This is a genomic window from Acinetobacter sp. NIPH1876 (assembly GCF_022808535.1).
GTDB classification, from domain to species: Bacteria; Pseudomonadota; Gammaproteobacteria; order Pseudomonadales; family Moraxellaceae; genus Acinetobacter; species Acinetobacter higginsii.
Map to the genome: position 1 here is coordinate 1 of NZ_JALGBR010000030.1, position 13999 is coordinate 13999.

At 39.7% G+C, this 13999-nt stretch carries 14 protein-coding genes and 1 pseudogene; 14 read left to right on the forward strand and 1 reads right to left on the reverse strand.

From position 1 onward, the window contains the following. The 13 genes from MN869_RS19955 to MN869_RS20015 all read left to right on the forward strand — a co-directional run. A partial coding sequence (locus MN869_RS19955; protein ID WP_243309208.1) for a hypothetical protein occupies positions 1 to 204 on the forward strand: 204 nt, incomplete at its 5' end. 58 nt (positions 205 to 262) lie between these two features. Further along, positions 263 to 1306 (forward strand): DUF932 domain-containing protein, encoded by a 1044-nt coding sequence (locus MN869_RS19960; protein ID WP_000951122.1) that lies wholly within the window; start codon positions 263 to 265, stop codon positions 1304 to 1306. Between the two features lie 168 nt (positions 1307 to 1474). Continuing rightward, positions 1475 to 2518 carry a lambda-exonuclease family protein gene (locus tag MN869_RS19965; protein WP_001090272.1) on the forward strand — a complete coding sequence of 348 codons (1044 nt, stop codon included), beginning with the start codon at positions 1475 to 1477 and terminating at the stop codon, positions 2516 to 2518. A 212-nt stretch (positions 2519 to 2730) separates the two neighbouring features. Next, positions 2731 to 3627, forward strand: a complete 897-nt coding sequence (locus MN869_RS19970) for a hypothetical protein (protein WP_000589670.1) — start codon at positions 2731 to 2733, stop codon at positions 3625 to 3627. Positions 3628 to 3783: 156 nt separating this feature from the next. Continuing rightward, on the forward strand, positions 3784 to 4239 hold the full coding sequence (locus tag MN869_RS19975) for a hypothetical protein (protein ID WP_002086797.1): 456 nt from the start codon (positions 3784 to 3786) through the stop codon (positions 4237 to 4239). A gap of 48 nt (positions 4240 to 4287) precedes the next feature. Beyond that, a complete protein-coding gene (locus tag MN869_RS19980; protein WP_000039774.1) occupies positions 4288 to 5487 on the forward strand; it encodes a TolC family protein in 1200 nt (399 codons plus the stop codon). A 10-nt stretch (positions 5488 to 5497) separates the two neighbouring features. Then, complete coding sequence (locus tag MN869_RS19985) at positions 5498 to 6973, forward strand: efflux RND transporter periplasmic adaptor subunit (RefSeq protein ID WP_001041870.1); 1476 nt, start codon at positions 5498 to 5500, stop codon at positions 6971 to 6973. Between the two features lie 14 nt (positions 6974 to 6987). Continuing rightward, positions 6988 to 10116, forward strand: a complete 3129-nt coding sequence (locus MN869_RS19990) for a CusA/CzcA family heavy metal efflux RND transporter (RefSeq protein ID WP_005271752.1) — start codon at positions 6988 to 6990, stop codon at positions 10114 to 10116. 11 nt (positions 10117 to 10127) lie between these two features. Further along, on the forward strand, positions 10128 to 10499 hold the full coding sequence (locus tag MN869_RS19995) for a hypothetical protein (protein WP_000181823.1): 372 nt from the start codon (positions 10128 to 10130) through the stop codon (positions 10497 to 10499). Positions 10500 to 10504: 5 nt separating this feature from the next. Then, a complete protein-coding gene (locus MN869_RS20000) occupies positions 10505 to 11218 on the forward strand; it encodes a HupE/UreJ family protein (protein ID WP_001165581.1) in 714 nt (237 codons plus the stop codon). 11 nt (positions 11219 to 11229) lie between these two features. Then, entirely contained in the window at positions 11230 to 11868 is a 639-nt protein-coding gene (locus tag MN869_RS20005; protein WP_000282061.1) for a hypothetical protein, read from the forward strand. An 80-nt stretch (positions 11869 to 11948) separates the two neighbouring features. Then, entirely contained in the window at positions 11949 to 13256 is a 1308-nt protein-coding gene (locus MN869_RS20010; protein ID WP_000895211.1) for an MFS transporter, read from the forward strand. A 91-nt stretch (positions 13257 to 13347) separates the two neighbouring features. Next, the gene (locus MN869_RS20015; RefSeq protein ID WP_000733641.1) at positions 13348 to 13473 is read left to right on the forward strand and encodes a YHYH domain-containing protein; all 126 of its coding nucleotides are present in this window, start codon (positions 13348 to 13350) and stop codon (positions 13471 to 13473) included. A 31-nt stretch (positions 13474 to 13504) separates the two neighbouring features. Here MN869_RS20015 and MN869_RS20020 read toward each other — a convergent pair whose 3' ends face one another. Then, positions 13505 to 13774 carry a metal/formaldehyde-sensitive transcriptional repressor gene (locus tag MN869_RS20020; protein ID WP_000018740.1) on the reverse strand — a complete coding sequence of 90 codons (270 nt, stop codon included), beginning with the start codon at positions 13772 to 13774 and terminating at the stop codon, positions 13505 to 13507. Positions 13775 to 13829: 55 nt separating this feature from the next. Here MN869_RS20020 and MN869_RS20025 point away from each other — a divergent pair. Continuing rightward, a pseudogene (locus MN869_RS20025) lies at positions 13830 to 13925 on the forward strand (cation transporter); the annotation flags it as partial. Between the last annotated feature and the right edge of the window lie 74 nt (positions 13926 to 13999).

Sequence of the window (13999 nt, forward strand, 5' to 3'; positions counted from 1 at the left end):
AATTTGGTCACACCGACCACATTGGGTGCATTGGGAACCACGGTCGCAAAGTCTTTCAATCTGCCACCGATTGTCGGTGGAATAGCAGGAACGGTACTCGGCAGTGTGTTGAATTCATTTACCGAACAAAGCACACCACCACAGCAGAATTTATGCTTCTGCCACAACTGCTACCAAAAGTTTCCAGCGCACCTTTTGCATTAAAGATCGTTAGTAACCACACAAATTCAAATTTCATTTTCAAATTAAAAGGAATAAAACTATGGCACATCAACTTGAACAAATGGCGTATGTCGGAGAAACCCCTTGGCACGGACTAGGGAATCAACTGACACAAAACCAACCGATTGAAGTCTGGGCACAGCAGGCAGGTATGGATTGGCGGATTGAATCTTCTAATGTCAGTTATATGGCGCAGAATGACCGTGGGCAAAGCATCATCATGCCTTATGAAGAACAACGAGTTTTATATCGCTCTGATACCCATGCTCCACTGTCAGTCGTCAGTCAACGCTTTCAGGAAGTGCAACCGAGAGAGATTTTAGAATTCTATCGTGACCTCACCGAGCAATCAGGTTTTGAACTTGAAACCGCAGGTGTACTCAAAGGTGGCAAGAAATTCTGGGCACTAGCACGTACAGGGCAAACATCCATGTTGAAGGGCAAAGATGTCAGTAATGGCTATATGCTCTTGGCAACAGCATGTGACGGAACCCTTGCCACCACCGCACAATTTACCTCGATCCGAGTAGTGTGCAACAATACTTTAGCGATTGCCTTAAAAGGACAGAACAGCAGTGCAGGTGTGGTCAAAGTTCCACACAGTACTAAATTTGATGCTGATAAGGTCAAACAGCAACTCGGTATTTCAGTACGTGCATGGGATGAACACATGTATGAAATGAAGCAACTGACACAACGTAAAGTGAGTCAGATGGAAGCATCCGCTTACTTTGATGCCGTGTTCAATAACAGCACAATGAACAACGTGGTGGATCAGGAGGACAACATCATCCAGTTCTACCGTGATGTAGCCTTACAAGCCCAAGCCAATGGCAAGGACAAAGCTGAACCAAATGCCAAATCGATGAGTCGAGCTATGGAAATGTTTAATGGTCAAGGACGAGGTGCGGAGCTAAGTTCAGCCAAAGGAACAGCCTATGGATTACTGTGTTCAATCACAGAATTTATAGACCACGAACGTCGTGCCATGAGTACCGATCACCGGCTTGATTCAGCTTGGTTTGGTGCTGGCGCATCGATCAAACAACGAGGATTGGAACAGGCACTTAACATGCTTGCATAGTGCGGAATATACATTTTTCAATCATGGAAAGTTAGACCTAACTAAGCATTTTTAAATGGAATTTCGAATTTTAAAAATTATTAAAACCATAGCTTCGGCTGTGGTTTTTTTATGCCCATTTTTTGTGATCCCCATCATTTTACATAGCAAAATAATCAGGACTTCAATATGAATACCGCAATTTTAAATCCATCTATGCAACAGGCAAGTACCCCATTTATTGCCCCAAAATTATTCACAGCCAAACGCTTGGTCAATACAAAGAATATGACTCAAGCAGAATGGCTTGAAGTCAGACGCCAAGGTATTGGCAGTAGTGACTGTGCCGCAGCCTGTGGACTTAATCCCTATATGTCGATGCTAGAACTGTGGATGATCAAGACAGGTCGAGTTAAACAATCCATTGAAGATGAAAGCACAGGTCATGCCCCTTTATATTGGGGTAAACAACTTGAACCTTTGGTCGCTGAATACTACAGCATGCATACCAACAACAAAGTTCGTCGTATCAATGCCGTACTACAACATCCTGATGAGGATAAGCATTTTATGCTGGCTAACTTAGATTACTCGGTGGTAGGTAGTGAGGAAGTACAGATTTTAGAATGCAAAACCGCAGGGGAATATGGAGCAAAGTTATGGCGAGATGGTGTGCCTTTATACGTATTGTGTCAGGTGCAACATCAACTCGCTGTAACAGGCAAAAAGGCAGCGCATATTTGTGTGCTGATCTGTGGTCATGAAACTCGTATCTATAAAGTGGCACGCAGTGAATCAGTCATTCAACATATTGTGAATGCAGAGCGATACTTTTGGGAGTGTGTGGAAAATGACACGCCACCTTCAGTCGATGCCAGTGAATCGGCAGCTAAAGCCATTCAGCAACTCTATCCTCAACATATTCCACTCAGTGTCGAAGATCTCAGTCAAAATGAACAAGCCAATCAGTTGTTTGCTCAACTGATTCAAGAAAAGCATCATATTGAAAAACACCAAAACAGCTTTGATGAAACTAAGCATCAAATTCAGATGTTAATGAAAGATGCTGAACGAGCAACTTTTGCCAATGGTTCAGTGACGTGGAAACGATCTAAAGACTCCATTGCTTTAGATAATAAGGCTGTATTGAAAATGCATCCTGAACTAATCAATGAGTTTCCACAAAACAAGGTGGGGACACGACGTTTTCAAATCTATAGCAATGATGACTGACCCGATCAAAACCATGCATCTATATCGCTAACTATATATGCATGAAATATCCATTCTTCCCAAAAGCGCAAAAAAACCACCCCCGATCTACCGACTCCCGAAGGAGCGGTAGACCAACAATGGCGGTTTTTGCGAAGTCGTAGCTTTTCATATTTCTGTTTACTTACATAGCAAGGGGTAATCAGTAAAATTTTACTTATAGGACAAACAACATGATCAAAGGTTTAGCGATTACACCGCCAATACTCGGCAGAATTAGTATCGGTAAAGTGGTCGAAAAGAATGGTAAACGTCTGCCTGAAAAAGATGATCAATTTACGATTACTAGCCAAATTCAGAATAAGGATGGCTGGGTGAAACACCCACTGGATGAGCAGCTAAGAGCCAAGGCACAAAACCAGAAACTCAGAACCATTCCTGTCCGGATGATTTTTAATGATCCTGAACTCAACTTGCGAGCTGAGTACACTCTATTCGACCGACAAACTGGTCGGCCCATCTGTACTGGTAATGGTGAAACCTGTCAGCGACTTGGACAAAACGGGGTTGAACAGCATCCATGTCCATCACCTGATTTATGCCCCTTGGCCCAAGGTGGACACTGCAAGCCTTATGGGCGGCTTTACGTCAATCTAGATGAGTCGGATGAGTTGGGTACATTCATTTTTAGGACTACAGGTTTCAATAGCATTCGTACCTTAGCTGCACGGCTTCGTTATTACCATGCGGCTTCAGGTGATTTACTTTCATGTTTGCCATTGCAACTGACCTTACGAGGAAAAAGCACAACGCAAAGTTACCGTACCCCAATTTATTACGTGGACTTAACCTTACGTGATGGAATCAATCTACAAGAAGCCATTACTTCAGCCAAACAGATCGATGGACAAAGCAAGACAGCAGGGTTTTATCAGGAGGCTTTAGATCATGTGGCAAGGCTAGGTTATGGTAATGCCAGATTTGAGGTAGGAGGTGAGGAGGGACTGGATATTGTTGAGGAGTTTTATATCAATGAACCAAAACCAGAGCAGGGTCAGCAGCTTAGTGATTTAACTCATGTTCAAGACATTCAGAAAGGGTTGCAGCATTCTGTGCAGGCTCTCAATTGAAATGGACCTAGTTAGAAAAGAGTACTTGTACTCTTTTTTTTGCAGATTTTGGACTGTAGATAAGAAAATACTCACTCCTAGAATTTTTGAGAGATGGATTTACTTTAATAACGCTTTTTAGTATTTTGGTAGCAAATCAGAAGTATGTTCATGACTATGCGTTCAAGTAGGTTTTCTAAGCTTATACTCGCATTTGTCCTGTTTTTGTTTACCATAACAATTACGGGAGTTCATGCGTGGGCGCCTGTTCTACTTGAAAATATTGAACATCAGCATGAGTTGAGTATCATTGTAGAGGATGATGCTTCTAGTCATTGGTCTTTACAGCACTCAGATGATTCTCTAAAAAGTTCTGCTGATCATGATGCAGAAGCACATACGTGGAAGAATTTTGATGAGCCGATCTATCATCATTCAGTAAAGCCAATTTCTTCTGATAGTGATTTCAGCATAGATCCAATCTTTATTCTTAGTTTCGCACTTCCACTAGTTTTATTCTTTTTCCAGCTTTTTGAAAAGCCCGTTTATCGAGTCTTTTTAAAGCGGCGATCCCCTCTAGTATTTAGTAATTCTTATACTTTCTCTAAAGATTTAATCGTCCTACGTAATTGATCTTTCTATACAAAAAATAGTTTTTAATTTTTTTGTATAGGTAAAGTCATGTCTAAAAAATATCAGATATTTCTTACCTGTGGATTTGTAGCAACAGCAGCAAATGTATTCGCAGAAACGAATTATGCAGAACTACAAAAGCAGGTAATCGCAAATGATGCTGTACTCAATAGCTTACAGCAGTCCGAGCAAGCTTATGAAATCAATCAAAAGTTTGCTGGCAGATTAATTAATCCGACTTTCAATATGGAGTTGGATAATCTCGGTAATTCAAAATTGAAAGATTTGGATGGCCCAACAACCTTGCTGGGGCTATCACAAGAGATCCCCCTCAGTAATAAACTTTCCTTGAGAAAACAGATTGCGAGTTTTCAAGGTGATCGTAATCAGTTCGAAATAGCAAAGCGTCAGGCTGAACTCAAAGCAGATTTAAGAATCTGTATGGCGAACTGGTATGTAGCTACTCAGCGTGCTGAAATTTATTCTTCTGAGAGTAAATTGAATGCCAGACAAGCTAACGTTCTTTCCGAACGTCTTAAGTACGGGCGAGTAATTCCTTCCGATGCTCAACTAAGCATAGCACTTTCATCTGAGTCGAAATTGCGCCATCAAAATGAAGTGAAGAAGATTCAGTTCCAGAAAAATCTATGTTCTAAGTTCACTTCCAACCTGCCCAGTAGTGCATTGGAGGTTCCGCTAAGCTTTAATTTCACAGACAAAATAAGTTTGTCTGAGCAAGAAGCAACTTTAAGTTCAAAGCTGAAAAAAGCTCAGTTTGAGTTGGCTCGTAAAGAAGCAATACCAGATATTACTTTGGGAGTAGGGGTTAGAAACTACCAAGAAACCAATGACAAAGTCTTTCAGGTTTCGACATCAATACCCCTCAATATTTTTAGTCGAAATAAAGGCAATATTGCGATCGCTCAAGCAGAGCATACGAAAGCAGAAACACAGTCGGTGCTTGTGAATCGTAATTCTAAAATTGAATTGGAAAACAAGGCTATTGAGGTTTCCAACTTGATTGATGCGATTAAGCAATATGATCAAACGGTTTTGCCCGCAACAAATGAGAGTCTCCGAATTGCTGAAATGGGATACCAAGCAGGGAAAAACTCTTTACTTGAATTCAATAATATTAAGCAAATTTGGTTAGACAAACATCTTGCTCGATTCGATATGTGGTTGGCTTTGCAAACTGAAATTGCAGATGTCGAACGTAACTACATTACTCATTTAGATCAAGAATAAGGGCAAGAATATGAATAAACAAACCAATACATTGATTGCAACTGGTGTCGTTGCCTTACTTATCGTCTTATGTGCAATTGCTTGGTATAAATCGGGCAATAAAACACAAGCGAGCGCACATGGTGAGGTCGCCGAAGAAAAAGTAGCTGTGGCTGGAGATGAGAAAGGGCCTCACGGTGGTCGTTTATATCGAGATGGAGATTTCTCTGCTGAGGTCAAGATATTTGAGGAAGGAGTGGAACCACACCTCCGTGTTTATGGGTATTTGAAAGATAAACTACTTAAACCTGAAGACTTAACAGCAAATATCTACATCAAACGTTTGGATGCCGAGCAAAATATTCAATTTCAACCTGAGAGTGATTACTTAATTGGGAATGAAATTGTTTACGAGCCACATTCCTTTTTAATGATGATAAACGTTGATTATCAAGGGAAAAAGCATACTTGGAAATGGGATACGAAGGAAGGCCGTGTCACCATGTTGGACAGTAGTATTAAGAGCAGTGGATTAGAGCTTTTAAAAGTTGAATCAAAGATGTTTGAAAATGCTTTGGAGTTAAAAGGCGAACTGAAGTTTCCTGATAATTTTGAAAGCTTTATTACGCCTAAAGCCAGTGGGACATTGATCAAAACTTACCGTAATCTAGGTGATAAGGTGAGTCAGGGAGACTTACTTGCTGTAGTTCAAAGCCAAGATGTAATTCGTTTGAATGCCGATCGTAAAGTTGCTTTGGACAGCCTACAGTTTGCTCGTCAAAAAATGGAACAGGAACGAGCGCTATGGCAAAAGCGTGTATCACCTGAAATTGATTATATTTCAGCAAAACGAGACTTTGACGCAGCACAAACTCGTGCAAATGAGTTGAATAACTTAATCAACTCTTATGGTGGTTCTAGTAATGGTACTGTTGAAGTTCGTGCTGCAATGTCTGGAACAATATTAGAAGTCCTTGGTGCTGTTGGATCAAATGTAAGTTCTTCAACACCTATTTTTAAAATCGCAAATACTTCTCAACTTTTAGCAGTTGTTAATGTTCCCGCTGACAGGCTAAATGCTATAAATCCTAACAATAAGGTTAAAGTTAAACCTCAAAGCCCTGTGGATACAGAAGAAGCTTTAGGACGAATTAAATATATCAGTGATGTCATTGATCCAAAGACACGTACAGCACAGGTCTTTATTGAAGTACCAAACCAGTTTAAGTGGCGCTCAGGACAGTTAATCACGGCCCAAATTTTTGAAAATCAAAGTTTGAAGCCGATGGTTGTGCGTGAAGATGCTCTACAGAGCTTCCGTGATTGGGATGTTGTATTCATTCGTGTTGGCAATGATTTTGAAGCTAGGCCTCTGGAGCTTGGTGAAAAGTACAATGGGTATGTGGAAGTTAAATCTGGATTACGCGTAGGACAGGTTTATGCCGCTGGAAATTCATATCTTTTAAAAGCAGAGCTAGGGAAATCTGGCGCTACTCATGACCACTAAGGGGAGTAGCGACTATGTTTGACCAGATTGTTAAGCTCTCGATTAAGAATCGTTGGCTTGTACTTATCGTATTTTTATTTGTTGGTGCATTAGGGGTTTATAACTATTTCAAGTTACCGATTGATGCAGTCCCTGATATTACGAATGTACAAGTCCAGATTAATAGTGAAGCTCAAGGACTCTCTCCAATGGAGATGGAGTCTCAAGTGACCTATCCCATTGAAACTGCTTTGGCAGGTATTCCAAATTTAGACTATACACGCTCCGTATCTCGATATGGTCTATCTCAAGTAACGGCAATTTTCAAAGAAGGGACGGATATTTATTTTGCCCGACAATTAGTCAATGAGAAGCTACAAGGAGTGACACCAAATCTTCCCGTTGGAATTGCAACTTCTATGGGGCCTGTTTCTACAGGACTTGGCGAAATCTTCATGTATACCGTTGAAAATGCCAAGAACAATCCTAATCCACTTTCACCAACGGAATTACGCACCTTACAAGACTGGGTGATTAAACCTCAGCTTCGAAATGTAGAGGGTGTTAATGAAATCAATACCATTGGTGGTTATCTCAAACAATTTGTAGTTCAACCTGATTATGCTTATTTACGTAGCATAGGGCTGGATCAGAAGACAATTTTAGAGGCTATCTCTAAGAACAGCATGAATAAAGGCTCGGGGTATATTGAGAAAAATGGTGAACAGTATTTAATTCGTTCTGATTCTCAAATTAACTCGATTGAGCAAGTCCAGAATATCCCGATTACGACGAGCAATGGTTATATCCTCAGATTGAAAGATGTTGCCAAAATATCTATTGGTCACGAATTACGTACAGGTGCTGCAACTAAAGATGGGCAAGAAATTGTACTGGGTACAGCATTCATGCTTATTGGTGAGAACTCACGAAATGTTGCTCACGCTGTTGATCAAAAGCTACAACAGGTTCAAAAATCATTACCAGAAGGTGTGGAAGCAAAAGCTGTCTATAACCGTACAACTTTGGTTGATGCAACGATACAGACGGTGAAAAAGAATCTTTTAGAAGGTACGATTCTGGTAATCGTTGTTCTGTTTGTATTTCTTGGTCACTTCCGTGCTGCGCTGATTACCGCTTTGGTCATTCCTTTATCCATGCTGATGACAATCACAGGTATGGTGAACCAGAAAATTAGTGCAAACCTTATGAGTCTTGGGGCACTAGATTTCGGGATTATTGTAGATGGTGCTGTTGTAATTGTTGAGGCCTCCTTAGCAAAGTTGGCAATTAAACAAAAAGAGCTTGGGCGAGTTTTAACAAGGCAAGAACGCTTTACGACTGTGTTTGAGGCGACTAAAGAATCCCGCAAAGCGATTCTCTATGGTCAATTGATCATTATCTTGGTGTATCTACCTGTAATGACTCTGACTGGTGTTGAAGGAAAGATGTTTACACCAATGGCTGCAACAGTGGTTATGGCTTTAGTGGCAGCAATGATTCTTTCAATTACGTTTGTCCCTGCAATGGTGGCATTGGTCACTACTGGTGAAATTAAAGAAGAAGAGTCAAAAATCGTCCATGGCATCAAAAGATTTTATAACCCAATTCTAGATTGGTCTTTAAATCACAGATATTTGCTAATCGCTTTTGTCTCTATTTTCTTTGTTTTTAGTGCAAGTCTTTCGACTCGTTTAGGCTCAGAGTTTATACCTTCCTTGGATGAGGGAGATGTAGCACTACATGCCTTGCGTATCCCTGGTACGTCGTTGACTCAAGCAATTGAAATGCAATACACGTTAGAAAAAGAGATTAAGAAAATTCCAGAAGTTCAGACTATTTTTGCCAAAGTGGGGACTGCTGAAATTGCGACTGATCCTGTTCCACCTAACGTAGCAGATAACTTTGTCATGCTGAAACCTCGTAGTCAGTGGCCTAATCCTGATAAGGAAAAGTCTGCGGTTGTTGCTGAAATTGAACGCGTATCTAAAGGCGTATATGGAAACAATTATGAGTTTACACAGCCGATTCAAATGCGTTTTAACGAACTTATTTCAGGTGTCCGAACAGATGTTGCCGTAAAAATTTATGGTGATGATTTAGAGCAGTTGCTTGAATCAGCAAACGCTGCCGCTAAGATTTTAGAGGGAGTCAAAGGTACTGCTGATCTTAAAGTCGAACAGATGTCTGGTTTACCCATGGTTTCTGTTGAGCTGAAAAAAGACATGATTGCCAACTATGGGCTTGATGCAGAGGATGTACAAAAACAGGTTTCTAGCCTAATCACAGGTGAGACAGTAGGTAAGGTGTTTGAAGGAGATCGAAAGTTCGACATTGTGGTACGTATGGATCAAAACTCGGTAACAGATCTAGAAAAGCTGTATCAGATTCCTGTGAGCTTAGCTGATGGTTCGAGTGTTCTTTTATCAGAATTGATCGAGTTAAAAAACGTTCAAGGACCAAACCAGATTTCTCGCGAAAATGGTAAACGGCGTATCGTCATTACAGCAAATGTTCGTGGAACTGATATTGGTAGTTACATTTCAGAAGCACAATCTAAGCTGAATGCTGATTTTAAATTACCAGATGGTTATTGGCTGACTTGGGGCGGTACGTTTGAGCAAATGGAATCTGCTTCAAATCGTCTTATGGTTGTAGTACCGATTGCTTTAATTCTGATCTTTGCCATGATCTATATGGCTTTAGGTAATGTTAGAAACAGTATCTTGGTATTCACAGGTGTGCCATTTGCACTAACAGGTGGTGTGATTGCTTTAGCACTACGTGATATTCCATTCTCAATTTCTGCGGCTGTGGGTTTCATTGCCTTATCGGGTGTTGCTGTGCTGAATGGTTTGGTTCTTGTTTCAGCCATTCAGCGACTTAGAGTTCAAGGTGAAAGTGTCATTGATGCAGTGAAACATGGTGCAATGGAAAGACTCCGTCCCGTGTTGATTACAGCTTTAGTCGCTTCATTAGGTTTTATTCCGATGGCCTTAAACGTAGGCATTGGCTCTGAAGTTCAGCGCCCAATTGCAACTGTTGTTATTGGTGGGATTATTTCATCAACCTTACTGACTTTGATTATTTTGCCAACCTTATATGTGTGGTTTAACCAAGGTAGGTCAAGAAAATCAAACGAAGCTGCTAAACAGGTTGTTTAGGGGCATCTTTAATGACAAATATATTGCGAGATAAACAAAACAAATTTGTGATGATGTTGCTAGTCTGCATGATCAGTCTCGCTTTATGTTTGCACTTTAAAGAGCATGTAACTGAAAATGAATTTCAGAGACACGTTTCAATTGATGCAATTAACTCTCACCATCATGAGATAAGCCAACAACATTCACATAGTCACCAAGATAATTACTATGAACATTTTGTTGGCTATGACGTACTTAAATCGGCCGCTTTAGCTCATCTCTTAAAAGGGATTTCGATTTTAGATTGGTCAAAAGAATATGTTTATCTGATGGTGAGTCGTATTTTTAAACCGCCCAAAAAGTTAATGGATTTTCAATTCATTTTAAATTTTGGAGTTTGATATACATGCAAATTATTGCTTCACACATTGTGAAATTAAGTGCTTACATAAAGCTATTACTTGCTTTATTCATTACATTGGTAAGCCCTACACTTTTTGCTCATGGAGTAGCGGAAGGTGATAAGGGCTATATTCAAGAAATTTATGGCATTCATGTGATTCCATTCATCTATTTGGGTGCGAAGCATATGGTCACTGGATATGACCATTTACTATTTCTTGTTGGCATTATCTTCTTCTTATACCGAATGAAAGATATCGGCTTGTACGTCAGCCTATTTGCACTTGGGCATTCGATTACGATGCTGGTGGGTGTTTATTACAATATCTCGATAAACGCCTACATCATTGATGCAATCATTGGTTTTTCGATTGTTTATAAGGCTCTAGATAACTTGGGGGCTTATCAGCGTTGGTTTGGTTTTCAACCAAACACGAAAATCGCGACTTTAATTTTTGGTCTGATTCATGGTTTTGGACTCGCAGTAAAAATTCAGGAATATGAAGTTCCGAGTGATGGACTGTTGGCAAATTTAATCTCATTCAATATTGGGGTTGAATTAGGCCAGTTTATGGCTCTGTGCATCATCTTGTTATTAATGACGTTTTGGAGAAAGACACCTTATTTCTTTAAAACAGCTTATCAAAGCAATGTCTTCCTCATGTTCCTCGGTTTTTTACTTGTTGGCTATCAACTTACTGGCTTCATTACTCAATAAGGATCTAAATTATGTATAACGCTGAAATTCCAAAAGATATCGAATTACCTTCATCAAAAAAGTTAATTAAATCAACAGCAATTGCTGCCGTAAGTGCCGTTATTGTGCTAGTTACCTGTGTCATGCCTGCGGAGTATGCAATTGATCCGACAGGTATGGGTAAAGTGCTTGGTTTAACGAAAATGGGAGAAATCAAACAATCACTAACTGAAGAGTCAGAAAATGGTATCAATGCTGCACAGGCAGTGAATAGTGTTGAACAAATATCAGTAGAAACTTCGACTCAAACGGCAACTGATAATGCTCAAATGATTATGCCTGCTATTAATAAAGAGAGCATTAGTATTGAGCTTAAACCGGGCCAAGCAACCGAAGTGAAACTGACGATGCCACAAAGTGCAAGTGTCAACTTTGACTGGAAAGCTGTTGGAGGTGGTCTTAATTATGATACCCATGGTGATCCAGTGAACGCTCCTAAAGGGTTCTATCATGGCTATGGAAAAGGAAAGAATGAAACAACTCAGCAGGGTGTCTTAAAGGCAGCTTTTGATGGCAAGCATGGTTGGTTCTGGCGTAACCGTACGGAAAATCCAGTGACTGTAACTCTACTTGTAGAAGGGCAGTTTAGTGAAATGAAGAAAGTCTTTTAAGTTTTGATCAATCTCCTTGGAATAATATTCCAAGGAGATTCAATTGCTAAAGAAGTCAGGTTCTAAAAGGAATCCATAAGATGCTAGAAGTACTAAAAAACACAACATATCGGCATTTGTTTTTGGCCCAAGTAATAGCGCTAATCGGAACGGGGTTAATCACAATCGCCCTAGCTTTACAGGCGTACGATATTGCAAAGGGGGAAGCAGCCCAAGTTCTTGGTATTGCATTGGCAATTAAGATGATTGCTTATATCGGTGTAGCGCCTATAGCATCTGCATTTGCTGAGCGATTACCAAGAAAAAAAGTATTGGTTGGGCTAGATGTTATTCGAGCATTAACAGCATTGTGTCTACCGTTTGTGACACAAATTTGGCAAATTTATATTCTCATTTTTATTTTGCAATCTGCTTCTGCTGCATTTACACCAACATTTCAGGCAATGATTCCAGATGTTTTACCTGAAGAAAAAGACTATACCAATGCGCTATCATTATCACGATTGGCCTATGATTTAGAAAATATTATTAGTCCGATGCTCGCGGCATTTTTATTAACTTTGATGAGTTATCACAACTTATTTTTGGGAACGGTATTAGGTTTTATCGGTTCTGCTTTGTTTGTGGTAAGTGCGAAATTACCAGTTGCCAAAGTACCTGCGTTTAGAGGTGTTTATAGCCGTATTAAGCAGGGAGCTAAAATTTATTTTAATACGCCTAGACTTAAAGCATTGCTTGCTCTCAATTTAGCAATTGCGTCAGCAAGCGCTGTAGTGATTGTAAATACCGTGGTATTGGTTCAATCGACATTTAAGCTAACTGAAAATGCGACTACTTGGGCTTTTGGTTTATTTGGATTTGGTTCAATGCTTTCGGCTTTCATTTTGCCTAAGATATTGGATAAGTTCCCAGATCGATCAGTGATGTTGACGGGAACAACAATTCTTGTAATTGGGCTGTTAAGTGGTTATTTCATTACATCTTATAATGGTTTGCTTGTACTTTGGTTTGTGCTTGGTATTGGATATTCTGTTTCACAAACACCTACAGGCCGTTTGATTCGAAAATCTGCATCGAGTGAGAGTAGGACCTCTCTATTCGCAGCGCAATTTGCGTTTTCACATGCTTGCTGGTTAGTGACTTATCCCTTGGTTGGATGGCTCACTACTAACATAGGAACATTACAAACTTTTATACCGATGGCAGTGATTGCAACGATTTCTTTATTACTTGCAATGCGTTTGTGGCCATCACAGGATGAGGCTCTTTTACCCCACAGTCATGATGATTTACCTCCAGATCATGAGCATTTGCAGCAGCATCGAATCAATGGAGTACACGTCCATGAATATATTATTGATGACTATCATGAAAAGTGGCCTAAATAACTCTTTTTCGACTAATGACTTAGAAAGATTCCGTTTGTTTGTTGTACAATTATAAGCTTATTTTATTGTTCAATAAAAAAAGGGGAACAACATGAAAAAACTAATCTTGGTATGTTTAATGGGGCTTGCGGTAACAAATGCTTTTGCTCATTCAGGTGGTACTGATTCTTCAGGCTGCCACACGAATAGCAAGACAGGGGATCGTCACTGCCATTAATAATAAAAATGAGTAGAACATTTTGTTCTACTCATTTTGAATAACGATCTAATAATAATAAGTACTGTTTCATTTCTTCTTCATCAAAATTTTGATCCCCTTTCAATACATGTTCTCTTAAATGTTGTTCAAGAAGTTGCTGCATTAACCCATTAACAGCACCTTTAATTGCTGCAACTTGTTGTAATACTTCAAGACAAGAGCTTTCAGGTGTTAATAATGACTTTTCAACAGAAGTAACCTGTCCTTGAATCCGCTTGATGCGATTAAGTATTTTTTTATCTTGATGCAAATGAGACATGATTTTTCCTAAAAAAAATATATACTGGGGGGAGTATCTTGGAAAGATAAAATTTATGCAACTTCATAGTAACTTAGATCGTCGTCATTCTCATCAATTCGATGAAGGAAATCCTTTAGCACAAAAGAAAATACTGATTGCGACGGCTTTGTTGCATAAATAAATTTCATCCCCATACATGTTAGATGAATACAGAATCAAAAAGCCGATACAAAACAACGAACT

What these genes read in the sequence shown, in the direction of transcription:
- MN869_RS19975 (WP_002086797.1), top strand. Translation starts at nt 3,784, where the DNA reads ATGCGTTCAAGTAGGTTTTCTAAGCTTATACTCGCATTTGTCCTGTTT.
- MN869_RS19985 (WP_001041870.1), top strand. Translation starts at nt 5,498, where the DNA reads ATGAATAAACAAACCAATACATTGATTGCAACTGGTGTCGTTGCCTTA.
- MN869_RS19980 (WP_000039774.1), top strand. Translation starts at nt 4,288, where the DNA reads ATGTCTAAAAAATATCAGATATTTCTTACCTGTGGATTTGTAGCAACA.
- MN869_RS19995 (WP_000181823.1), top strand. Translation starts at nt 10,128, where the DNA reads ATGACAAATATATTGCGAGATAAACAAAACAAATTTGTGATGATGTTG.
- MN869_RS20010 (WP_000895211.1), top strand. Translation starts at nt 11,949, where the DNA reads ATGCTAGAAGTACTAAAAAACACAACATATCGGCATTTGTTTTTGGCC.
- MN869_RS20005 (WP_000282061.1), top strand. Translation starts at nt 11,230, where the DNA reads ATGTATAACGCTGAAATTCCAAAAGATATCGAATTACCTTCATCAAAA.
- MN869_RS19960 (WP_000951122.1), top strand. Translation starts at nt 263, where the DNA reads ATGGCACATCAACTTGAACAAATGGCGTATGTCGGAGAAACCCCTTGG.
- MN869_RS19965 (WP_001090272.1), top strand. Translation starts at nt 1,475, where the DNA reads ATGAATACCGCAATTTTAAATCCATCTATGCAACAGGCAAGTACCCCA.
- MN869_RS19970 (WP_000589670.1), top strand. Translation starts at nt 2,731, where the DNA reads ATGATCAAAGGTTTAGCGATTACACCGCCAATACTCGGCAGAATTAGT.
- MN869_RS20020 (WP_000018740.1), bottom strand. Translation starts at nt 13,774, where the DNA reads ATGTCTCATTTGCATCAAGATAAAAAAATACTTAATCGCATCAAGCGG.
- MN869_RS20000 (WP_001165581.1), top strand. Translation starts at nt 10,505, where the DNA reads ATGCAAATTATTGCTTCACACATTGTGAAATTAAGTGCTTACATAAAG.
- MN869_RS20015 (WP_000733641.1), top strand. Translation starts at nt 13,348, where the DNA reads ATGAAAAAACTAATCTTGGTATGTTTAATGGGGCTTGCGGTAACAAAT.
- MN869_RS19990 (WP_005271752.1), top strand. Translation starts at nt 6,988, where the DNA reads ATGTTTGACCAGATTGTTAAGCTCTCGATTAAGAATCGTTGGCTTGTA.